Annotated in this window: 19 protein-coding genes; 9 read left to right on the top strand and 10 right to left on the bottom strand. The window is 60.2% G+C overall.

Going from position 1 to position 21,314, the window contains the following annotated elements; translation table 11 throughout:
* Positions 1-14 precede the first annotated feature (14 nt).
* Genes BUA42_RS11570 through BUA42_RS11555 form a run of 4 tightly spaced genes read left to right on the top strand, consistent with a single transcriptional unit; the run spans position 15 to position 2,316 of the window.
* Complete coding sequence (locus BUA42_RS11570; RefSeq protein ID WP_425435030.1) at positions 15-743, top strand: ComF family protein; 729 nt, start codon at positions 15-17, stop codon at positions 741-743.
* A 30-nt stretch (positions 744-773) separates the two neighbouring features.
* Positions 774-1,031 (top strand): glutaredoxin 3, encoded by a 258-nt coding sequence (grxC, locus tag BUA42_RS11565; protein WP_072777973.1) that lies wholly within the window; start codon positions 774-776, stop codon positions 1,029-1,031.
* Between the two features lie 5 nt (positions 1,032-1,036).
* Positions 1,037-1,867: a carbon-nitrogen hydrolase family protein gene (locus BUA42_RS11560; RefSeq protein ID WP_072777972.1), complete on the top strand. Its 831-nt coding sequence runs from the start codon at positions 1,037-1,039 to the stop codon at positions 1,865-1,867.
* Positions 1,867-2,316: a MarR family winged helix-turn-helix transcriptional regulator gene (locus BUA42_RS11555; protein ID WP_072777971.1), complete on the top strand. Its 450-nt coding sequence runs from the start codon at positions 1,867-1,869 to the stop codon at positions 2,314-2,316. The genes BUA42_RS11560 and BUA42_RS11555 overlap by 1 nt, the downstream gene beginning before the upstream one ends.
* A gap of 2 nt (positions 2,317-2,318) precedes the next feature.
* On the opposite strand, the gene ubiG is transcribed toward BUA42_RS11555, so the two are convergent.
* Positions 2,319-3,077 (bottom strand): bifunctional 2-polyprenyl-6-hydroxyphenol methylase/3-demethylubiquinol 3-O-methyltransferase UbiG, encoded by a 759-nt coding sequence (gene ubiG, locus BUA42_RS11550; RefSeq protein ID WP_143152680.1) that lies wholly within the window; start codon positions 3,075-3,077, stop codon positions 2,319-2,321.
* Positions 3,078-3,112: 35 nt separating this feature from the next.
* On the opposite strand from ubiG, the gene pip reads away from it, so the two are divergent.
* The 5 genes from pip to BUA42_RS11525 all read left to right on the top strand — a co-directional run bounded on the left by pip (position 3,113) and on the right by BUA42_RS11525 (position 9,611).
* A complete protein-coding gene (pip, locus tag BUA42_RS11545) occupies positions 3,113-4,084 on the top strand; it encodes a prolyl aminopeptidase (RefSeq protein WP_072777970.1) in 972 nt (323 codons plus the stop codon).
* Positions 4,085-4,166: 82 nt separating this feature from the next.
* Positions 4,167-5,162: an ABC transporter permease gene (locus BUA42_RS11540; protein WP_072777969.1), complete on the top strand. Its 996-nt coding sequence runs from the start codon at positions 4,167-4,169 to the stop codon at positions 5,160-5,162.
* Positions 5,159-6,361, top strand: a complete 1,203-nt coding sequence (locus BUA42_RS11535) for an ABC transporter permease (RefSeq protein ID WP_072777968.1) — start codon at positions 5,159-5,161, stop codon at positions 6,359-6,361. The genes BUA42_RS11540 and BUA42_RS11535 overlap by 4 nt, the downstream gene beginning before the upstream one ends.
* On the top strand, positions 6,358-8,004 hold the full coding sequence (locus BUA42_RS11530; RefSeq protein WP_072777967.1) for an ABC transporter ATP-binding protein: 1,647 nt from the start codon (positions 6,358-6,360) through the stop codon (positions 8,002-8,004). Before BUA42_RS11535 ends, BUA42_RS11530 begins: the two co-directional genes overlap by 4 nt.
* A gap of 65 nt (positions 8,005-8,069) precedes the next feature.
* Positions 8,070-9,611, top strand: coding sequence for an ABC transporter substrate-binding protein (locus tag BUA42_RS11525; RefSeq protein ID WP_072778430.1), 1,542 nt, complete (start codon positions 8,070-8,072; stop codon positions 9,609-9,611).
* 63 nt (positions 9,612-9,674) lie between these two features.
* Here BUA42_RS11525 and BUA42_RS11520 read toward each other — a convergent pair whose 3' ends face one another.
* From BUA42_RS11520 to tsaE, 9 genes are all read right to left on the bottom strand, one after another.
* Complete coding sequence (locus BUA42_RS11520) at positions 9,675-10,352, bottom strand: D-lyxose/D-mannose family sugar isomerase (protein ID WP_072777963.1); 678 nt, start codon at positions 10,350-10,352, stop codon at positions 9,675-9,677.
* Between the two features lie 99 nt (positions 10,353-10,451).
* Positions 10,452-11,765 carry an ATP-dependent protease ATPase subunit HslU gene (gene hslU / locus BUA42_RS11515; protein ID WP_072777959.1) on the bottom strand — a complete coding sequence of 438 codons (1,314 nt, stop codon included), beginning with the start codon at positions 11,763-11,765 and terminating at the stop codon, positions 10,452-10,454.
* Between the two features lie 33 nt (positions 11,766-11,798).
* Positions 11,799-12,356 (bottom strand): ATP-dependent protease subunit HslV, encoded by a 558-nt coding sequence (gene hslV, locus BUA42_RS11510; protein ID WP_072777957.1) that lies wholly within the window; start codon positions 12,354-12,356, stop codon positions 11,799-11,801.
* Between the two features lie 116 nt (positions 12,357-12,472).
* Positions 12,473-12,793 (bottom strand): thioredoxin, encoded by a 321-nt coding sequence (gene trxA, locus BUA42_RS11505; protein WP_072777955.1) that lies wholly within the window; start codon positions 12,791-12,793, stop codon positions 12,473-12,475.
* Between the two features lie 48 nt (positions 12,794-12,841).
* Positions 12,842-16,237 carry a double-strand break repair helicase AddA gene (gene addA / locus BUA42_RS11500; protein WP_072777954.1) on the bottom strand — a complete coding sequence of 1,132 codons (3,396 nt, stop codon included), beginning with the start codon at positions 16,235-16,237 and terminating at the stop codon, positions 12,842-12,844.
* Entirely contained in the window at positions 16,234-19,179 is a 2,946-nt protein-coding gene (addB, locus tag BUA42_RS11495) for a double-strand break repair protein AddB (RefSeq protein WP_072777952.1), read from the bottom strand. Before addB ends, addA begins: the two co-directional genes overlap by 4 nt.
* On the bottom strand, positions 19,172-19,852 hold the full coding sequence (locus BUA42_RS11490; RefSeq protein WP_072777951.1) for a nucleotidyltransferase family protein: 681 nt from the start codon (positions 19,850-19,852) through the stop codon (positions 19,172-19,174). Before BUA42_RS11490 ends, addB begins: the two co-directional genes overlap by 8 nt.
* Complete coding sequence (locus BUA42_RS11485; RefSeq protein ID WP_072777950.1) at positions 19,845-20,819, bottom strand: aminoglycoside phosphotransferase family protein; 975 nt, start codon at positions 20,817-20,819, stop codon at positions 19,845-19,847. The genes BUA42_RS11490 and BUA42_RS11485 overlap by 8 nt, the downstream gene beginning before the upstream one ends.
* Entirely contained in the window at positions 20,816-21,289 is a 474-nt protein-coding gene (tsaE, locus tag BUA42_RS11480) for a tRNA (adenosine(37)-N6)-threonylcarbamoyltransferase complex ATPase subunit type 1 TsaE (protein WP_072777946.1), read from the bottom strand. Before tsaE ends, BUA42_RS11485 begins: the two co-directional genes overlap by 4 nt.
* Positions 21,290-21,314 lie beyond the last annotated feature (25 nt).

Raw genomic sequence — 21,314 nt, 5'->3', positions numbered from 1 at the left:
GGGCGGGAAATAGGGTGCTGACCACGGGATTGCAAACCGCGCTGCGGGTCATATACCCGCCCCGCTGTCTCGCGTGCGGCGGCCTTGTCGAACAGGATAACGGTCTATGTGCCGCTTGTTTCGCCGAAACTCCGTTTATCACCGGATTGACCTGCACGTCCTGCGGCGTGCCCCTACCGGGCACATCCGACATTGACGAGCATTGCGACGATTGCATTTCCCTTGCCCGTCCGTGGCAGCACGGCTATGCACCGCTGCGCTATGAAGGCGTCGCACGAAAGCTTGTGCTCGCGCTGAAACACGGGGACAGGCATGACATCGTAACCATGGCCGCTGCCTGGATGGTTGGCGCGCTGCCGCGGTCCATGGATGCCGACACGCTTGTGGTGCCAGTGCCGTTGCACATCACCCGCCTTCTGCGACGCCGCTACAATCAATCCGCTTTGCTGGCCCAAGTGATTGCGCGTCGTCTATGTCTGGAATACGCGCCGACAGCGCTTACGCGGCCGTGCAGGACGCCGTCTCTGGACGGGGCATCGCGTGAAGCCCGTTTTCAGGCGCTGTCCGACGCCATCCGACCGCATCCGCGCGAAGGGCATCGCCTTGCGGGACGCCCCGTACTGCTCGTCGACGACGTGATGACGTCTGGCGCGACTCTCGGTGCGTGCGCATTGGCATGCCATACCGCACAGGCCCGAGATATTTGTGTCACCGTTCTAGCGCGCGTTGCAAAGGCTGCCTAAATCCCCGACAACTGTTATAGGGGACATATTATGCTATCTGTTGAAATCTACACCTCGCCGCTTTGCGGCTTCTGTCATGCCGCGAAGCGGTTGCTCACCCAGAAGGGTGTGACGTTTTCGGAAATCGACGTTCTCGCTGATCCAAGCCGGAAGTCGGAGATGATCCAGCGCGCCAATGGCGGGCGGACGGTGCCCCAGATATTCATCGGGGAGACGCATGTCGGCGGCTGTGACGACCTTTATGCACTTGAACGCGCGGGCAAGCTCGACCCGCTTTTGGCGGCGTAGCGCGGATGCGGGCGGCGTTGCTTCAGCTGACGTCGTCTGATGACCCGCACAAGAACTTGCGGGTCACCTCGGAACTTGTCCGCCGTGCGGCGTCCGAAGGCGCCGGGCTGATCCTCACGCCCGAGGTCACGAACTGCGTCAGCAACAGCCGCACGCATCAGCGGTCCGTTCTTTGCACCGAGGATGAGGACCCAACGCTCGATGGTCTGCGCGAAGATGCTGCGCGTCTAGGTGTGTGGCTCTTGATCGGGTCACTGGCGCTGAAATCGGAGCCGCCGGAAGACAGGTTCGCCAACCGGTCCTTCTTGATCGCGCCAGATGGATCGATTGCGGCGCGGTATGACAAGATCCACATGTTCGATGTTCAGGTCAACGAGATCGAAACCTACAGAGAGTCCGCCGGATTCGCGCCCGGCAACCGTGCTGTGACAGCCGAAACCCCGTTTGGCAGGATCGGCATGACGATCTGTTACGATGTCCGGTTTCCGTATCTCTACCGCGCCTTGGCAAAGGCCGGTGCCGAGGTCATGACGATCCCCGCGGCGTTTTCGCCTGCGACAGGGGCGATGCACTGGGAATCCCTGCTTCGTGCGCGGGCGATAGAGACGGGAAGCTACGTCCTCGCTCCGGCGCAAATGGGTCAGCACCCGGCAAGCCGGGGTCGGACTCGCACAACACATGGGCATTCGATGGCCGTTTCGCCTTGGGGAGAGGTGCTGATTGACGCAGGACAGACATTTGGCGTGCATCTGGTTGACCTGGATCCGTCGAACGTGGCAAAAGCAAGACAGAAAGTCCCGTCTTTACAGCATGATAGAGACTTCACTGGCCCGTAATGAGCGACAGCAGCCCACTTGCAATTTCCCTGTTCAGCGAATTGCTGACCGCTGATCAGCTTTTGCGGAACCGGCTGACGCGGGTTTTGCCGAACAAGATGGAAATCTCGCACTTTTCCGTTCTGAACCAACTGGCGCGGGGTGGTTCCGAAAAGACACCGGCGCAACTGGCGAAACTGTTTCACGTCACGCGCGGTGCGATGACCAATACTCTGGGCAAGCTTGAGGCTGCTGGATACGTCCATATCCGCCCGGATTGGGATGATGCGCGGCGCAAGCAGGTGTCGATCAGCCCGGCGGGATTGGCCGCGCGCGATGCAGCGATCGCCGCGATCACGCCGCTTATCAACGAGATGGTCGAAGAACTGGGCGACGGCAAAGTGCGCGCCGCCATTCCGGTGCTGCGAGAGTTGCGCGTGAAGCTCGAAGAGCCCGAACCGCGCGGTTGACCTCAGGCGGGCTTCAGCGCCGTGGTCACATAGTTGACGCTGAGATCCCGGTCGGACAGGCTCCACTGCCAGGAGACCGGATTGAACTGGAACCCCTTGCGATCGACCGGGTCCAAACCGGACTGCCGCAAAAGCGCATAGAGTTCGTCCGGTGTGATGAATTTCGACCAATCATGCGTGCCCTTCGGCAGCCAGCGCATCACATATTCCGCGCCGACAATCGCGGCCGCGAAACTCTTGGCGTTGCGGTTGAGCGTCGAGCAGATGTGCAGACCACCCGGCTTAGCCAAACGGGCACAGGCCGTCAGAAAGGCCAGCGGGTCGGCGACGTGTTCGATCACTTCCATGCTCAGGACAACGTCAAACGCCTCGCCGGCCTCTGCCATGGCCTCTGCGGTCGTGTGGCGGTAGTCGATGTCCAGACCGGACTGCCGGGCATGCGTTTGCGCCACTGGAATGTTGCCACCGCCCGCATCGACGCCGACGACCGTAGCGCCCAGCCGCGCCATCGGTTCGCACAGCAATCCACCGCCGCAGCCGATATCGAGAACGCGTAAACCGGACAACGGCAGGGCATCGTTCAAATCCCGATCAAACTCTTCCGCGATCTGTGCTGTGATGTAATCAAGGCGCACCGGGTTCATCATATGAAGAGGCTTGAACTTGCCGTTGGGGTCCCACCATTCGGCGGCCATCGCCTCGAATTTGGCGATTTCGGTCGGATCGACGGTCGTGGCCCCGGTCATGTAAAGTTTCCCCATGGTCTTTTAGGTCTTGCAGCCAATATAGATGGCGTATGGACAAATTCCCGAGCCAAAAGCGCGCAGTGCAGTATCTTTACCCTCCCATCGACCCTTTCGATCAGCGCATGCTGTCGGTCGGTGACGGGCACACTGTCTACGTCGAACAATGCGGCGCGCAGAACGGGATTCCGGTGATCGTGTTTCACGGCGGCCCCGGTGGCGGCTGTAGCCCGTCGATGCGGCGGTATTTCGATCCGAAGGTCTATCGTGTGGTCCTGTTCGATCAGCGGGGCTGTGGCCGGTCCCGTCCGCATGCAAGCGTATCGAATAACACAACGTGGGATCTGGTCGCCGATATCGAACGCATTCGATCCGAGCTTGGCATCGGAGACTTCATCGCGTTCGGTGGGAGCTGGGGTGCGACGCTCTCGCTGATCTACGGCATCACCTACCCAGAGCGCGTGATGCACTTTGTGCTGCGTGGCGTGTTCACCATGACGAAGGCGGAGCTCGACTGGTTCTACGCGGGCGGTGCGGGTCAATTCTGGCCGGAAACCTGGGCGCGTTTCGTGGACATCATTCCCGAGGACGAGCGTGACGACCTGATCGCGGCCTATAACCGTCGCTTGTTCTGCGGCGACCTGCGCACCGAAACGCGGTTCGCCCGAGCCTGGTCGGCATGGGAAAACGCGCTGGCGTCGGTCTATTCAAGTGGATCGGGGGGAGAGTCACCGGGGGACTATGCCCGCGCCTTTGCGCGACTGGAAAACCATTACTTCATCAACAACGGGTTTCTCGAAGAAGACGGCTGGATCCTCAAGAACCTGGACCGGTTGTCAGGCAAGCCCGGCGCCATTGTGCAAGGGCGCTACGACATGATCTGCCCACCCGTCCGTGCGTGGGAAATCGCGAAGAACTGGCCCGAATGCGACCTGCGCATGGTGCGCAACGCTGGCCATGCCTTGTCCGAACCCGGCATCAGCGCCGAACTGGTCCGGATTATGGATGCGATTCCAAGCAGCTGATCCAAAAACGGTATTAGCGGTTTACACAAACTCGCTGATGGCTAACCTAAGGGTCAGCCAGGGACAAGAATAAGAAAAACAGTTGCAATCTGTCATTCGCATCATTCTTCAGCGCCTCGCGCTCGGTCTCCTGACGCTTTTTGTCGTCTCAATCGTGATCTTTACCGCCGTGAACATGCTTCCGGGCGATTTTGCCGAGGCCATCCTTGGGCAAGGCGCCACGCCAGAGGCGGTCGCGTCGATCCGACGTGATCTTGGTCTCGATCAACCACCGATCACACGGTATTTCCAATGGCTTGGCGGCGCGTTGCAGGGGGATTTGGGGAATTCCTTCGCGCAAGCCAATTTCGCCAGCTTTGCCGGAGCAGATACCGGTGTCAGCACGACGGTCGCACAGCAGATCGCGCCGCGCTTTGCGAACACGATGTTCCTTGCGGCTGTCACCGCATGCATCGCGGTGCCGTTTTCGCTGATCCTCGGGATCTTGGCCGCACTTTACCGCAATTCTGTATTCGATCGCGCAACGAACGTGACGACCCTGTCGTCAATCTCGTCGCCGGAGTTCTTTCTGGCTTACGTGCTGATCCTGTTCCTGGCCGTGCTCAATCCGGTTTTGCCGTCCCTGTCGAATATCTTTGATGGCATGTCGTTCGGAGAGCGGCTGGAAAAAACGCTGCTTCCCGCGCTGACGCTGACGCTTGTCGTCACTGCGCATATGATGCGCATGACCCGGGCCGCCATCATCAACCTGTTGGCTTCCCCCTATATCGAGATGGCGCGGCTTAAGGGTATGTCGCCGATGCGGGTGATCGTGAAGCACGCGCTGCCAAACGCGCTCGCGCCGATCATCAATGTCATTGCGCTGAACCTTGCCTATCTCATCACCGGTGTCGTCGTGGTCGAGGTGGTTTTCGTTTATCCGGGGATCGGTCAGCTGTTCGTCGATAGCGTGAAAATCCGCGATATCCCGGTGGTGCAGGCCTGCTGCCTGATCTTTGCTGCGGCGTATATCCTGCTGAACCTGTTGGCCGATATCCTGTCGATCCTGTCGAACCCGCGTCTGAGGCACCCGAAATGAGCACCCTGACGACACTTGCGCTTTTGCTTGTCGCCATTGCCGCTGGTGGATGGATGTTCCGCTTTGCCGGACAAAAGGCCACGGCCAACGCGCCAACCTTCCGCGACATGCCGTTTGCCGTCGCATTCGGGTATGTCTTCGGTGCAAGCCTCCTGCTGTTCTCGGTCTGGTACTTCTTTCAGCCCACCGTGACCGATGCCGGTGTGCCGAATGCCGGCGTCGTGTTCTTCCGCTGGGCGGTGCAGTTCTTCATCATCTCGACCATTGCCGCTTATGTGTTCCGCCTCGTTGGGCGCGCCGTTGGCACTGAAGGTAGCAAGAAGATCTTCCGTCAGATGCCGCTTACGGCGAGCTTTGGTGTGCTGGTGATTATCCTCTACGCCATCACGGCGATTTTCGCGCAGTGGCTTGCGCCCTTCGGACAGGAGGAAATCTTCCAGCGCGTGAACGTCCTCCCGGGCGGTAACGCCGCCACGGGCGGGGACCCGATGCACCCGCTTGGGACAGATCAGATCGGTCGCGATCTGCTCAGCCGCCTGATCTACGGGGCGCAGAACACCGTGGGGATCGCTTTTGTGACGACCTGCCTCGCGTTCTTCCTTGGTGGTACTCTGGGCTTTCTTGCCGCCACGCTGCAAGGGTGGCTGGATCAGGTGCTCAGCCGCGCGGTGGATGTCTTGATGGCGATCCCATCACTGATCTTCGCCCTGCTTTTGATGACCATTGCAAGCGCCTGGGCCGGATCCGAGCGCTGGCTACTGACCGTCTACATGATCCTCATCATTGCCGTGATCGACAGCACACGCGTGTTCCGCCTTGCCCGCGCGGTGGGGCTGAACATCGTCGTGATGGACTATATCGAAGCGGCCAAGCTGCGTGGAGAGGGTTTGGGGTACCTGATCTTCAAAGAGATCCTCCCAAACGCCACCGCGCCGCTTTTGGCGGAGTTTGGTCTGCGCTTCTGTTTTGTTTTCCTCACGATTGCGTCCCTGTCTTTCCTCGGTGTCGGCATTCAGCCACCATTGGCCGACTGGGGCACGATGGTGCGCGACAGCGCGCAGTTCATCAACTTCGCGGCCTTCTCACCGCTCACTGCGGCCCTGCCCCTGCTCGCCGCCGGGGCGATTGCGCTTTTGACCGTTGGCGTGAACTTCGTGGTTGATTGGATGCTGCAACGAAGCTCGGGGTTGAAGGAATGACCGCGCTTGTCGAAATCCGCGACATCTACATCGATGGTCGCAGCGACGAGACCTGGATGCCCATCATCAAGGGCGTCGATCTCACGCTCAACAAGGGCGAAGTGCTGGGCCTCATCGGGGAATCCGGTGCGGGGAAATCCACCCTTGGACTTGCCGCGATGGGATTCACCCGGGATGGCGTGCGCATTTCCGGCGGGACCGTCACATTCGACGGGATCGACCTGCTTGCCGCCTCCGCCGCGAAGAAGCGCGAGCTTCTGGGCAAACGCATCGCCTATGTTGCCCAATCCGCCGCGGCGAGTTTTAACCCCGCGCATAAGCTGATCGATCAGCACACCGAAGGGCCGGTCCAGCACGGCGTCATGTCCCGATCAGAAAGCGTTCAGGACGGGATCGAACTCTACCGCCGACTCCGCCTCCCCAACCCGGAAGAGATCGGCTTCCGTTACCCCCATCAGGTCTCCGGAGGTCAGCTTCAGCGTGCGATGACTGCGATGGCGATGTCCTGCCGCCCCGACCTGATCATCTTCGACGAACCCACGACCGCGCTCGATGTGACGACGCAGATCGAGGTCCTCGCTTCCATCCGCGATATAGTCGACCAGTTCGACACCGCCGCGATCTATATTACGCATGACCTCGCCGTGGTGGCGCAGATGGCGGACAAGATCAAAGTGCTACTCAAGGGGGATGAGGTCGAAGAGGCGGACACCCGCACCATGCTGTCGGCCCCGAAAGAGGATTACACTAAAAGCCTCTGGGCTGTGCGCGCATTCGAGCGGCCCCAGAAACCGGCCGTCCATACCAGCGCGACGCCGGTGGTCTCTGTGCAGAACGTGTCCGCGGCCTACGGCAAGATCCCCGTTCTGCACGACGTGAGCTTCGATATCCACGAGGGCCGTACCGTGGCCGTTGTGGGGGAGTCCGGATCGGGCAAGTCCACCACTGCACGTTGCATCACCGGACTCTTGCCGCCAAGCCAGGGTGTGATCCAGTTCGACGGACAATCCCTTCCCGCGCATTACAAGAACCGAAGCAAAGACCAACTGCGACAGGCGCAGATGATCTACCAGATGGCCGACACCGCACTGAACCCGCGTCAGAGGATCGGCGATATCATCGGTCGTCCGGTTCAGTTCTACATGGGTCTTACCGGGAAACAGAAGCGCCGCCGCGTTGAAGAGCTGCTCGAAGAGATCGAACTGCCGGCCGCGCAATACATCGACCGCCTGCCATCCGAACTGTCTGGCGGTCAGAAGCAGCGCATCGGCATCGCCCGCGCGCTTGCCGCCGAGCCCAAGTTCATCATCTGCGATGAAGTGACCAGCGCGCTGGATCAGCTGGTCGCCGAGGGCATCCTCAAACTGCTCGCCCGGCTTCAGGATGACCTAAAACTCAGCTATATGTTCATCACACATGACCTCGCGACGGTGAAAGCGATCGCAGACGAGGTGGTCGTGATGAAAGAAGGGAAAGTTGTGGAACAGGGGACGAAGCACGATATGTTCGTGCCGCCGCACCACCCCTACACCGACCTTTTGCTCAGTTCCGTTCCCGAAATGGACCCGGACTGGCTCACAAATCTGCTCAACGAACGTGGAGTTGATAACATCGGCGATGCAGCAGTTGATAAGATGTCATGAGAATCGGTCCAAGACGGACCGTCACGCGGCCGGACGCCGTCAAGAATGAAGACAGGGAGACGATGATGACACGCATTTCAAGACGTGGACTACTCAAGACCGGCGCTGCCGCCGGCGTACTCGCAGCCAGCGGCCTGCCGCTGCGCGCGCAACAACGGGGCGGCACGCTGCGCCTTGGCCTTGCCGGGGCCAACACATCCGACAGCTGGGACAGCCGGACTCACTCTGACAGCTACATGATCATGCTCGGCCACGGCGCCGTGTTTGACTGCCTGACACAAGTTGCCGCAAACGGCGAACTGGTCGGCGAACTGGCGGAAAGCTGGGAGGCGTCAGCGGACGCGGTGACCTGGACCTTCAAACTGCGCCAGGGTGTCAACTTCCACAACGGAAAGCCGTTCGGTGCGGACGACGTGCTTGAATCGCTCCAGATGCACACGGCTGAAGGCGCAAAATCGGCGGCGAAGCCGATCGTCGATAACATCGCCGAAATGACCAAGATGGGCGATCATGAGGTTCAGTTCACGCTGAAAGCGGGTAATGCGGACTTCCCGTTCCTGCTCTCGGATTATCACCTCTGCATCTTCCCGGCGGGTCAGGTCGAAGAGGCCATCGCTCAGGGTATCGGAACCGGTCTGTATCGCGTCGAAAGCTTTGACCCCGGTGTGCGGGCGCTGCTGACCCGTGTCGACGGGCACTACAAGGACGGCGAATACGGCTGGTTCGACAGTGTCGAGGCCATCGCGATCAATGATGCTTCTGCCCGGATGAACGCACTGATGACAGGTCAGGTCGATGCGGTGAACCGCGTGGACTTCAAGACAGAGCCGCTGATGCGCGCGAACCCGATGATCAACATCTTCGAAGTGACCGGCAACCAGCACTTTACTTTCCCGATGCTGACCAATGTCGATCCCTTCACCGATCTGAAGGTCCGCCAGGCGCTCAAGCACGCGGTCAACCGTCAGGAATTGGTCGACAAGATCCTCCTGGGTCACGGCGCTGTGGCGAACGACAACCCGATCGGCCCTGCGAACCAGTATTTCGCGTCCGATCTGGAGATGAACGATTACGACCCCGACAAGGCGGCATCGCTGCTGCGCGAAGCCGGTCTCGACGGTATTTCGGTTGACCTTTCCGCCGCCAACGCGGCCTTCCCGGGTGCGGTGGATGCGGCACAGCTTTACCAGGCGTCTGCCAAGGCGGCGGGCATCAACATCAATGTGGTCCAGGAACCCGATGACGGTTACTGGTCCAACGTCTGGCTGAAAAAGCCGTGGTGCGCCTGCTACTGGTCGGGTCGCGCGACGGAGGACTGGATGTTCTCGACGGCCTATGAATCCGGTGTGCCGTGGAACGACACGGGTTGGGAGAACGCACGCTTCCAAGAGCTGCTTATCACTGCCCGCGCCGAACTCGACAGCGACAAGCGCCGCGAACAGTACCGCGAGATGCAAATGCTGGTCTCGAAGGAAGGTGGCACCGTCATCCCGATGTACGCAAACTTCGTCGACGCGCATTCGACCAAGCTCACCAATTCTGGCACCATCGGTAACGTCTTCCAGATGGACAGCTCGCGCCTGATCGAACGCTGGTGGTTCGCGTAAGCGACGCCATCACCGAAACCGAAAAGCCCCGCCATTTGGCGGGGCTTTTTTTACTTCGGCAGGTCAAAGACGGGTGTCGTAATCCGACACCAGCAGGTGCAGCGGCGGTTCGTCTTCTTCGATATTCGAGAACCGTCCGATCGGTTGTTCGAAGATGTTGTCGGTCAGGTCGTCGTTGACGGTCGACACCTCGCCGATGAGGACATCCTCCCCTTCGCCCCAGAACGCGTGCCAGTTGTTCGGGAACAAGGTGACGGACTCACCGGGGTCGAGCTTGAGATGTCCACCGGCGGGCAGCTTCCGCATCATACCATCGACCATAACCGAGACCTCTGCGTCCCGGTCGATCCCGCCCTGCGCATCCGCCATGAACAATTCAATCACAAGCGTCCCGCCGCCGCGATTGATGATATCCTCGACCTTGAGGTCATGCCGGTGCATCGGGCTTAACTGGTTTTGCCGCGAGATCATGATCTTTTCGGCGTAGAGCATCGCGCTTTTCTTGCCCAGATCGCTGCTCAGCCCGTTGCGGGTTGTGAACAGAAACAGGCCCATCTCATCGAATTTTTCGGCCCCATAGTCGGTGATGTCCCACCCCATCCGACGCGTTTTGATCTCCCTGTGATCCGACGCTTTCAATGCCTCGGGCGACAGGTACGCAAACGGTGGCATCGTGTACCCAAAGGACCGGATGAACGCGTCACCCTCGCGCAGTATTTCGTTGATGCGGGACCGTTTCATATGCGCCTCTTTCGGAAAGTTGGCGCTAACATATCCAAGCGCAAGCGCGCGCGGAAGGGTTGGATGCCTCCGGCGGGAGTTTATTTGGCAAGATGAAGATCAGAGCACGTATCGGCTCAGATCGGTCGATTTCGTCAGTTCGCCGAGATGTTGATCGACGAACCCCGCGTCGACTGTAACCGATTGTCCGGACTTGTCGGGCGCATCGAAGCTGAGGTCCTCAAAGACCCGCTCCATGACGGTGTAGAGCCTCCGGGCGCCAATGTTCTCGATGGTCTGGTTCACATCCGCTGCGATTTTGGCGAGCGCCGCGATGCCGTCGTCGGTGAAGGTGACGGTTACTTCTTCCGTCGCCATCAATGCCGTGTATTGCAGCGTCAGTGCATTGTCGGTTTCTGTCAGGATGCGCACGAAATCCTCTTCTGTCAGCGCGCGCAGGTTCACGCGGATCGGCAGACGGCCCTGCAGTTCGGGCAAGAGGTCGGACGGTTTCGCGATGTGGAACGCACCCGAAGCAATGAAAAGGATGTGGTCGGTTTTGACCGGGCCGTGTTTGGTGCTGACGGTTGTGCCTTCGATCAGTGGCAGCAAGTCGCGCTGCACGCCTTCGCGGCTCACGTCGCCACCGCGGGTTTCCTGCCGCGCGGCGACCTTGTCGATCTCGTCAAGAAACACGATACCGTTCTGTTCGACCGCTTCCAGCGCCTGCGCCTTCACCTGCTCATCGTCCAAGAGCTTGTCGGCCTCCTCGGCGATCAGGATCTCATAGCTTTCCGCCACCGTCATGCGCTTGCGGGTCGTCCGACCGCCGAAAGCTTTGCCGAAGATGTCGCCAAGGTTCATCATGCCCGCTCCTCCGCCCAAACCGGGTTGGCCGGGGATTTCCATCGTCGGGAACGGGCTGGCGGTGTCCTGAACCTCCAGTTCGATCATGGTGTCGTCCAGCAAGCCGTCCTTCAGCTTTTTGCGGAACATGTCGCGCGTGCCCTCCCGCGCGCCTTCGCCCGCAATCGCTTCGATGACACGCTCTTCTGCGGCCTCGTGTGCACGGGCTTTCACATCCTCGCGCATCTGGTCGCGCGTCATGGCGATGGATGCGTCCACCAGATCGCGCACAATCTGTTCCACGTCCCGCCCGACATAGCCGACCTCGGTGAACTTGGTTGCCTCGACCTTGATGAACGGCGCACGCGCCAGTTTCGCCAGGCGTCGGCTGATCTCGGTCTTGCCGACGCCCGTTGGGCCGATCATCAGAATGTTCTTCGGGTAGACTTCATCCCGCAGATCATCGCTCAACTGTTTGCGCCGCCACCGATTGCGCAAGGCCACGGCGACGGCGCGTTTCGCGTCTTTCTGGCCGATGATGAACCGGTCCAGTTCGGATACGATTTCGCGGGGGGTGAGATCTGTCATGAGGTAATCCTATTCGGCAAAGGGAGACGTGCGTCAGGCGCTGATCGTCTCAACCGTGAGGTTGCCGTTGGTGTAGACGCAAATGTCGGCGGCGATGGCCATGGCTTCGCGTGCGACGGTTTCAGCGTCCTTATCCGTGTCCATCAGCGCGCGCCCTGCGGCGAGGGCGTAGTTGCCGCCCGATCCGATGGCGGTCACGTCATGTTCCGGTTCCAGAACGTCACCCGCGCCGGTGATGACGTAAAGCTCTTTGCCATCCGACACGATCAGCATCGCTTCGAGCTTTTGCAGGTACTTGTCGGTGCGCCAGTCCTTCGCCAGCTCCACACTTGCGCGCTGCAACTGGCCGGGGGTCGCTTCAAGCTTGGTTTCCAGTCGTTCCAGCAACGTGAACGCATCCGCTGTCGACCCGGCAAACCCGGCAACAACGTCATACCCGCCGGGTGAAATCCGACGAACTTTCCGCGCGGTGCCCTTGATCACGGTTTGACCAAGGCTCACCTGACCGTCTCCCGCGATCACCACCTTGCCCCCTTTGCGAACGCCGATGATCGTGGTGCCGTGCCAGCCAGGAAAGTCAGTGTCAGCCATAAGAAGTCCTCTGTGCCTTTGACCCCGATATGGGCCGAAGCCAGAGGTCACACAAGCCCCACAACGCAAAACGCCCGGCACACAGGGCCGGGCGCTGCACGGAAAGTCATTTGGACTCAGATACTTTCGTCGATCCAGCCTTTGAGCGCCGCTTTCGGCGCGGCACCGGTCTTGTTCGATACGACCTGACCGTCCTTGAAGATGAAAAGCGAAGGGATCCCGCGCACGCCCATTGCGGCGGCAGAGTTCGGGTTGCTGTCGACATCGACCTTTGCGATCTTCACGGCGTCGCCATATTCGGCCGCCAGCTCTTCAAGTGCCGGGCCGATCTGTTTGCACGGGCCACACCACTCGGCCCAGAAGTCCACGACAACGGGGACACTGGAATTCTTCACTTCGGCATCGAAGGTTTCGTCGGTGACGGCGACGGTGGACATCAGATCTCTCCTTGCGGCTATTGCGCATGATTGGGTCGGAGTGAGAGACTAGGTACCCTGAACCGGGGCGTCAAGGTGGTGTGCCCTCACGAGAGCTTGTGTGGTGAGCGTTTCGGACAACGGCATATAGGTGGCGGTTCGGGTCCAGAGAAGTCCGACCTCGATTGATTTCTCGGGGTAAATTTGCGCCAGAATGGCCCGGTACGCCCCCATTTGGCGCAACAAACCTTCCGGGCAGTCCGACTCGGACTGTGGCACCGTACGGTTGGTCTTGAAGTCGACGGCCGTGATTTTGGCCTCGGTGATGATCAGCCGGTCAATGACACCATGCATCACGCTCTGCCCGAATCCATCGATGGACGCGGTGACGGGAACTTCACTGAGGGTGCTTTGCGCAAAAACCTCGGACAGATGGGGCGCGTCGAGGACTGCCAGAACCTCTTGGAGCAAGTCCTCTGCCTGCGGGTGGCCGTCGAGCAACCGCTGCGCAATTTCGGTTCTGTCCGCGGTTGGAACATTCGGCAAAACGTCAAGCAAATGATGGATCAGCGTTCCACGTTCCTTGGCGACGTCGGTCAGGTCCCCGTCTGCGCCCGGCAAGGCTTTGGCGCCGCCAAGGTCGGACGGACTCAGCACGTCGATGGCCGGCGCAGGCGCTGGGGCCGGACGGTTGAAATGGTCTGGAAGGATTGGGGTGCCGAGGGTTGCGAACACCGCCGGCGATGCGGTGGGCGCAGGCCACGTCATGTGTTCCAGGCGGAGCCCTTCATCCTGTGCATCGTCCCCCAAACCGATGGCATAGGGAACCGCACCGCAGGTGGTCATCGTCGCGCTGATCCGGTCGTGCCAGCTTTGCGCCTGCCTGTCCGGCTTTCCTGCGCCTGCGACCACCAGCCATTTCTCGGCGCGGGTCAACGCAACGTATAAAAGCCTGTCCGTCTCTTGCTCATCGGCCTGCCTTGCTCGTTCGACCGCTGCACGCTGGAACGCTGCACGTGTCTTGTCAGAACCGCGCCAGTGCGCGCTTCCGTCAGCGATCACGAAGGACTCCTTGCTTGATTGCGAAGTCTTCCTGTGCGTGTCAGGCACAATCACGATGGGTGCTTCCAGACCCTTCGCGCCATGGATGGTCATGATCCGAATGCGCGCGCCGGCACTGTCGACCGTGCGTTTGATTTCGATATCGTCAGTCTCCATCCAGTGAAGAAAACCGGTGAGGCTCGGGATGTCGGTCTGCTCATAGGACAGGGCTTGCGCCAGTAGCGCGTCGATCCCGTCCTCCGCTTCTTCACCCAACCGCCCGATCAGCTTTTGCCGTCCTCTGTGACGGATCAGTATCCGTTCCAGAAGGTCGTAGGGACGCAGGAAATCCAATTGCTTGCGCAGGTCATCCAGGACGGCCAAAACTTCCGGGAAATCGTCTCTACGCTTGCGCAATTCTTCCCAAAGATGTGGCGATTTCCGTCTGTGCGCCAAGTCAAAGATCGCCTGTTCGTCGAGGCCGAAAAGCGGTGATCGCAAAGCCGAAGCTAGCGACAGGCTGTCCTCCTGCGTTGCGAGGAAAGACAGCAGCGCGCGCAGGTCCTGCACAGCGAGTTCGGCCATCACCTTGAGCTTGTCAGCCCCGGCAATAGGCAGCCCCAATGTCTTACAGGCCTTGAGCATTTCGTGAAACAACGCGCCGCGGCTGCGCACGAGGATCAGAAAGTCCCCTGCATGCACCGGTCGCGTCTCAATTGACCCGTCTTCGGCTTTTCCCGTGGGCAAAGCTGTTCCGCCTTCCAACGTGCGGGCGATAAACCGCGCAACGCGCTGGGCCAGAATGACGTTGTGATGTTTCGGGCTGACACGATCAACCGGCGTGTCCCAGGGAAGATCGTCATCTTCCGCTTCGGCGGGTTCGATCATGGGCCAAAGATCCACACGACCCGGAAGGTCAGCGTGAAAGGAAATGTGGGTCTGATCCGGCAGAAAACCTGCCTCATCCCGCCCTTTGAACAGGTCATCCACAACCCGCAGGATAGGCATAGAGGATCGGAAGGAATAGGAGAGCTGCCCGTCCAGAAGCGGCGCATCCGTGCCCTGCATCTGAGCGCGGAAGGACGCGCGCATTCTGTCGAATTCCTTTGGATCGGCTCCCTGAAACGAATAGATCGATTGCTTCTTGTCGCCGACAACAAAGATCGTCCGCCTGTCGCCTGTCCGCGCGCCCTCGCCCGCGACGAACTCTTGCGCCAGTTTTTCGATCACGTCCCACTGCGCGGGGCTCGTGTCCTGCGCCTCGTCGACAAGGATATGGTCAATCCCGCCGTCCAGCCGATACAGCACCCACTGTGCTTGTTTCTGGTCGGTCAAAAGAGTCCGTGTACGGCTGATGAGATCGTCGAAATCCAGCCATCCGCGTGCTTGCTTCGCGGTCTCGTATCGCTCGAGGAACCTCTCGGCGAAGCGATGCAGCGTGACATCCCTGTCGACCGCGTCCAGAGCCAGCCGCGTTTCCCGCGCGGCCTCTACACGGGCGTACATGTCTTCAAGACGCGCCACGCTTGGCGCCAATGCGCTCTTTCGTAATTTGGCGGAGGGAGGCAGCGATTTTCGAACTTCGCCTTTTTGCGTAAAGACCACCTGTTCCATCTCGTGAAGGGCTTCTACGCCACCGGCTTGCACCGTTTCGATGGCGTCGGCCAAGGTGTTGTCCATCCCAACACCGGCACGCAAATCAGAGACTAAACCAGCTAAAAACGCCTGCTCGTCACTCGGAAACACAACGGCCAGTACCCTCGCCATCGTGTCGTCCGGCTTGAGACCATAGCGCTCAAGCAGGGCCGTTCGATCCAGAGCGGGCGAAAATCCATCCCGGTGGGCGATCACCTTCTCCGCCAACTCTTGCAGTGGATTGTTGGACGCAATTCTTGCGATCTCGGCCACCAGATCCGCATCGGGACCCAGCGCCATGTCATCCAGAACTTGCTCGCGCAGCAACTGCGCGGCGCGGTCGTCGATTTCCTGAAACTGCGGGCTCACCCCGGCTTCGAGAGGGAATCGTCTCAGGATCGAGGCACAGAAGGCATGGATGGTCTGAATGCGCAGTCCGCCGGGTGTTTCGATCGCCCGCGCGAATAGCGTTCGGGCACGGGACAAGAACGGGGTGTCCAACGCCTCTTTGCTCTCACCTAACTCCAAAAGTTGCCGAGTCAGAGCCTTGTCGTCCAGCATGGCCCACTCGCCCAAGCGCCGGAAGAGACGGTTCTGCATTTCGCTCGCTGCGGCGTTGGTGAAGGTGAGGCACAGGATGTGCTCGGGCCTTGTTCCGCCGAGCAACAGACGCGCCACACGGTCGGTCAGGACACGGGTCTTGCCCGATCCGGCATTGGCGCCAAGCCAGGTCGAGGCCGTCGGATCGGCGGCGCGCACTTGCGCTTCGGTCGCGTCATCCCGGATCACGACAGGAACACCTTTTGGGCCGTGTCAGACACGTCCCACTCGCCAAATCGGGACAGCTGGTCGTAGTCCGATCCAAAGCTGTCCTTGTGCATCTTGTTGCGCGCCGTGTAGCCCATGTCAGGGTCACGATATGCGGCGATAAGCGTCTCTAACATGGCCAAAACCCGCTCAGGTGGGCAGTCCGCGAGCGGCGCTGGCACCTCGTTTCCCTCACCGGACAACGAGATGTACCGCGCGTCAGCCACCCCGCGTGGGGAAATGTCCTTGAAGCCACCCTCGACAACCAACGCAGCGGTCACAAGCAACTGCACATCGAACGCTTTCTGACGCTCCTGCGACGGTGCCGTTCCGGTCTTGTAGTCGTACACCAACGCCTGACCGAGCGTATTGATGTCAATCCGGTCGGCCTTGGCCGTCACCCGGAACGGTGCATTTGCGAGGTCGATTGCGCCGGTTTTCTCGAACAGAACCGGTTGACTGTCCCGCCTTCGCGCCCGTTCGTTTTCGATGAACCATCGCGCGATCTTTTCGATCCGAATACGCCATTGAACGCGGTCGGCGGGCCAGGGCACCGTATCATCCAGAACGGTTTTTGCCGTCTCAAGAAGATGATCAAGCGTCACAGCATCCGGGTTTTTGGCCGTGTTAGAGACGAATTTTTCGAACACCGAATGGATCAGAATTCCCCGCGCCATTGGGTTTGGCATATGTTGTATCGGGTTCAGCATACGCAATCTCAGGACCTTCGACGCGTAGATCGCGTAAGGATCTCGGATCAGGCGCTCGATGTTGGTCACCGACAGTTCTGTCGGCCGGGCGATCACCGGCGGCACGGGCGACGGACGGCGGGCAAGTGGTTGGTGCATCGGTTCTTCAAGCGCCTTGCCGAGGTCGAGCCAATGATCGCCGCGCGCTTTCATGTGCTTCAACGCCTCTCGCCCGCCCTGACCCGGAAGGCCGTGCATCAGGTTCGTCAACCGGTTGAGCCAGCGGGACGGCACGGTTTCGGCATCATCCGAACGCTCGGCCCGGGTCAACCAGACCTCCTTTGCTCCAATCGCCTGCTGAAAGTCATGCGCGGACAAGCCGATCCGCCGCTCCGGCAGCAGCAGTCCGGCCTGTTGACGTAAGCGACGGTTCAGCCAAGGGTCGGCTGCCGGTACGCTTGGCCACACTTGCTCATTGAGTCCGCCCAGGATCACGAGATCCGCACCCATGACCCGCGCTTCGATCGTGCCCCAGATTAGGATGCGCGGATGCGGCGCATCGCGGTCGCGCACTTCTTCGCCACGCAGGACCGTGTCGAACAGATCGGCATAATCGGTGACCGACATGCGGCCGCCGAACCCGGCATTCTCCAACAACGTGTCACAGACACTCCGACAGGTCTTTCCAGCCTCCTTTGCCCAAAGCTCGGATGCATCCTCACTTGTCGAGCCTGCGCAAATCGCCTCTGCATGATGCAGGTGGTGCGAGATATGGTCTGAGAGACCCTTGCTGCCGTCGGTGGACGGTTGCAGCAAGTGCGCCTCGATCCATCCAAGCCAGTCTGCAGCCTCTTCGGCCTTTTTCCACACCTTGAGCCTATTCAGGGTCGGATAGGGCACGCCCTTGTCGCGAATGAAGAGTTCAAGCTCTGCGGTCCACAGCAAATGCTGCCCACGGTCGGCCCCCGAGTGGCACAGCGGGTTTTTCAGGATGGTCAGCAAGGCCTCTGCCGTTGGGCCCTGCGCCTGCATCCTCACAACATGGCGTAGGAAGCGACCCGGTGCCGTCAATTGCGCGGGCGTGCCGGCACTGTCGTCGGGCAGGATGTTCCAACGGTCCAGCATGGCGGTCACCCGTCGGGTCAGCATCCGGTCGGGCGTGATCAATGCTGCGGTCACACCGTCCTCTGCCGCATGCCGTAGGCGCAAGGCAATGGCGCGCGCCTCGTCCCGCGGATGGGGCGCCTCCAGCAGTGTTAGAGACTGAATCGCGTTTTCCAGTGACGGTAATCGCGGCCCATCTTCGAGCCATTGATCCGTGACCGGAGCAGGTCGCAAAGACAGCGACACCAACGCATTGCGTTCGGGGCAGGGGGGCGGAGTATCGGTCCAGGCGGCAACATCGCTGTTCCGGATGTCGAGCGTCTCCATCAGCCGCGCGAAGCGAAACTGTGGGTGATCTTCGCCCTGCATCGCCTCTGTGTTTTTGACGTCACCACGCAGCGTGTCCCAGACGTGGTCCGGCATGTCGACATCAAAACCAGGCAAGACCACTGCACCATTCGGCAAACGTGACACGGCAGTCATCAAACGGAAGGCAAGCCCCCGCGATCCGGTTGACCCGGCAACGATCACGGGATGATCGGGCGGGGTGTGTGTCCATCTTTGCAGCCGTTGTTCCAGCGCAAGCCTCTTCACCGTTGCGGCATCGGGGCTTTCCGGGTCCGGATCGACGTATTGCGTGACGATGTTCAGGAAGCGCAAGGCGCGTTCCCAATGTCCCGACTGGTCGGTGACGTCCAGCGCGCGGATGTCGTCTGGCGCCACCCCTTCGGCCTGCATCTCGTCCAGCAACGCGTTCAGTGACTGCGCGAGGTCGTAGACTGCAGAACGCGGCGCGATGCTTGGGTCAGCCGCGATAAGTCCTTTCACCAACTCAGCCAGCTCCAGCTGTCGACGCAACGCGGGCACGGGTTTCGGCAACCTCGCCAGATCAACTGGGTCGGCGATATCGGTGATCAGGCGAATGCGTGGAAGAAAACCCGCACCGTGGCTGTCAAAGATTGTCTCGATCCGGCGCTGCATCCGGCGGGTGTTGAGAATGAGTTCGACCTTCGCCATGGCTTCGGGCGGTTGTCCTGCCAGACGCGATTTCAGGCCGCGCACAAGCTCTTCCGCGAAATCCGCGCCTGGAGGCAGTGCGAAAAGCCGTGGTTTTGATGACGGCTCAAACATCGTGACCTGCCAACATGGCTTCGGCCAATTCAATTCCGCCCGGATGCCCCACATCGCACCAGAGCCCCGGATATTCGACCGCGCGCAACGCGCCCGTGGCCTCCAGATCATCCCAGACGGCTTTCAAGGAAAAGACGATTTCCGCCCTGTTAGACACGAGATCTGTGCGGAGAATGTGAACACCCGAGTATATTGTTTCGTTTCCCCAGGTCGCCGTTCCGTCCTGCGCAATATCGAAATCACCGCCGCCGTCGTGCCCCATGGCGCGCGCCGTTGGTACGCAGAGCAGCAGTGCATGCATGTCATTGGTCCAGGCATCGCTGAGAACCTCAAGCGGGTTCGGACCCCGCCACACGGCGTCCGTGTTCATCGTAAAGACCGGGTCCGCCTGAAGGAGCGGAAGCGCCGCCTTCAGTCCTCCTCCGGTGTCCAGTATCTCAGGCGCCTCGATCACGACACGGACATCCGTGCCATCAAAGTGCCGCTCGATCTGGTCCGCCTTGTAGTGCGCGTTCACGACAATGCGCGATGGGCCGAAGTCCCGCACCCATTTCATAGCGTGATCGATCAGCGGCGTGCCCGCCACCTCGATCAACGGCTTGGGACGGTGGTCCGTCAACGGCCGCATCCGGGTGCCAAACCCCGCTGCAAATAGCATCACGGCGTCAGGCATGGGTTTTCATCCTCCGAAGCCGCTCTGCGGTCGGTTCCGGGAAACAGTCTTGAATGAGCGGCGCTAGCGGTTCCATCACGGGTGCCGCCAAACTTGTTTTGGTATGACCCCAGACCCGTGGGATCAGGTCGATGTAACCCGGCTTGCCGCGATCCGCAGCCAGTCGCGCAAACACACCAAGGATGCGAAGATTGCGTTGCACGCCAAGTAGGTGAAACAGCGGCAGAATGACATCCATGGATCGACCGGTCGCTTCCGCAAAGTGGTTCAGCGTTTCACTCTGGCATGCAGGCGACACGTCGCGGCGTGCGTCCTGCAAGAGCGACACAAGATCGTAGACCGGAGGCCCGATGACAGCGTCCTGGAAATCCAGCAAGCCAACGCGCTGCACATCATCGCGATCCGGCAACCAGATCATGTTTTCCGCATGATAGTCCCGCAGCACCAGTACGTTTTCGGTGGGCAAATGCATGTGAAACAGGTCAGTGAAACGATGAATGATCTCATTCCGCCGACTCGTTTCCGTTTGCCCAATGGCCGGAAGATAGTGCGTGAATGCAGGCTCCAGCATATCAGCAAGACCGTTTGGCGTGAGCGTGTGTAGACCGGACGGGATCGGCTTTCCTTCGAGGTGAACCAGAACATCCGTAGCCGCCCTGTAAAGCGGGCTCTCCCGTGTCGGATCGCGGGCAATGGTTTGCGCGAACTGGTCATCTCCGAAGTCTTCCAGAAGCATCAGACCCGGGGCTCGCGCATAGACCTGCGGTGCCGAAAGGCCGATCTTCGACAGGTGTTGAGAGAGGGCTGAAAACCGTCCCGTATCGTCCTGCGGATCGACCATCAAAATTGCGCGCTTTTCGCCTGAAAAGACCCTGATATACCGCCGGGATGACGCGTCTCCTGCAAGCGGTTGTTGCCGCGCCGTCGACCACCCGTGTTCGGACAGAAATGCTCCGACGTTGGTCATGGCAAAACGGCTTTCAAAGGCGCTGTCCAGCGATCGGATGTCCAACTTAGAGTGACCTCACGCGTGTCGTCTTTGGCTGGATCATCAAAGGCGATGTGCAGAGCATCATGCGGAGTCAGATCACCCAGCCGGTCCGGCCATTCGATCAGACAAATCGCTGTTTGGAACGCATCAAGAAGGCCTAGCTCCACGATCTGATCCGGGTCTCCGAGGCGATACAGGTCTGCATGCCAAAGCTCGCATTCCGGCAAATCGTATGTCTGTACCAGAGTGAAGGTCGGCGAGGGGATATCTTCTGGCACAGGCAGCCGGGACAGGATCAGTGCGCGCGCAAAGTGGCTTTTCCCCGCACCGATGCCGCCCGAGAGCAAAACGCAATCACCCGCGACAAGCAACTCTCCCAAACGCTCAGCGAAATGCGCGGTGTCTTCCGGGGAATGTGATAGAAAAGCCGCGCGGTGTTCGGTCATGGCGGCAGATTACCTGCCGCGTGTT

The sequence above is a fragment of the Marivita hallyeonensis genome (assembly GCF_900129875.1).
In the GTDB taxonomy this organism is placed as follows: Bacteria; Pseudomonadota; Alphaproteobacteria; order Rhodobacterales; family Rhodobacteraceae; genus Marivita; species Marivita hallyeonensis.
This window is presented reverse-complemented; position numbering and strand designations above follow the sequence as displayed.

Coding starts and splice junctions, on each gene's coding strand:
- BUA42_RS11490 (WP_072777951.1), bottom strand. CDS start 19,852: ATGCCTGACGCCGTGATGCTATTTGCAGCGGGGTTTGGCACCCGGATG.
- trxA (WP_072777955.1), bottom strand. CDS start 12,793: ATGTCCACCGTCGCCGTCACCGACGAAACCTTCGATGCCGAAGTGAAG.
- pip (WP_072777970.1), top strand. CDS start 3,113: ATGGACAAATTCCCGAGCCAAAAGCGCGCAGTGCAGTATCTTTACCCT.
- hslU (WP_072777959.1), bottom strand. CDS start 11,765: ATGACAGATCTCACCCCCCGCGAAATCGTATCCGAACTGGACCGGTTC.
- grxC (WP_072777973.1), top strand. CDS start 774: ATGCTATCTGTTGAAATCTACACCTCGCCGCTTTGCGGCTTCTGTCAT.
- BUA42_RS11555 (WP_072777971.1), top strand. CDS start 1,867: ATGAGCGACAGCAGCCCACTTGCAATTTCCCTGTTCAGCGAATTGCTG.
- BUA42_RS11530 (WP_072777967.1), top strand. CDS start 6,358: ATGACCGCGCTTGTCGAAATCCGCGACATCTACATCGATGGTCGCAGC.
- tsaE (WP_072777946.1), bottom strand. CDS start 21,289: ATGACCGAACACCGCGCGGCTTTTCTATCACATTCCCCGGAAGACACC.
- BUA42_RS11525 (WP_072778430.1), top strand. CDS start 8,070: ATGACACGCATTTCAAGACGTGGACTACTCAAGACCGGCGCTGCCGCC.
- BUA42_RS11560 (WP_072777972.1), top strand. CDS start 1,037: ATGCGGGCGGCGTTGCTTCAGCTGACGTCGTCTGATGACCCGCACAAG.
- addB (WP_072777952.1), bottom strand. CDS start 19,179: ATGTTTGAGCCGTCATCAAAACCACGGCTTTTCGCACTGCCTCCAGGC.
- hslV (WP_072777957.1), bottom strand. CDS start 12,356: ATGGCTGACACTGACTTTCCTGGCTGGCACGGCACCACGATCATCGGC.
- BUA42_RS11535 (WP_072777968.1), top strand. CDS start 5,159: ATGAGCACCCTGACGACACTTGCGCTTTTGCTTGTCGCCATTGCCGCT.
- ubiG (WP_143152680.1), bottom strand. CDS start 3,077: ATGGGGAAACTTTACATGACCGGGGCCACGACCGTCGATCCGACCGAA.
- BUA42_RS11520 (WP_072777963.1), bottom strand. CDS start 10,352: ATGAAACGGTCCCGCATCAACGAAATACTGCGCGAGGGTGACGCGTTC.
- BUA42_RS11485 (WP_072777950.1), bottom strand. CDS start 20,819: ATGACCAACGTCGGAGCATTTCTGTCCGAACACGGGTGGTCGACGGCG.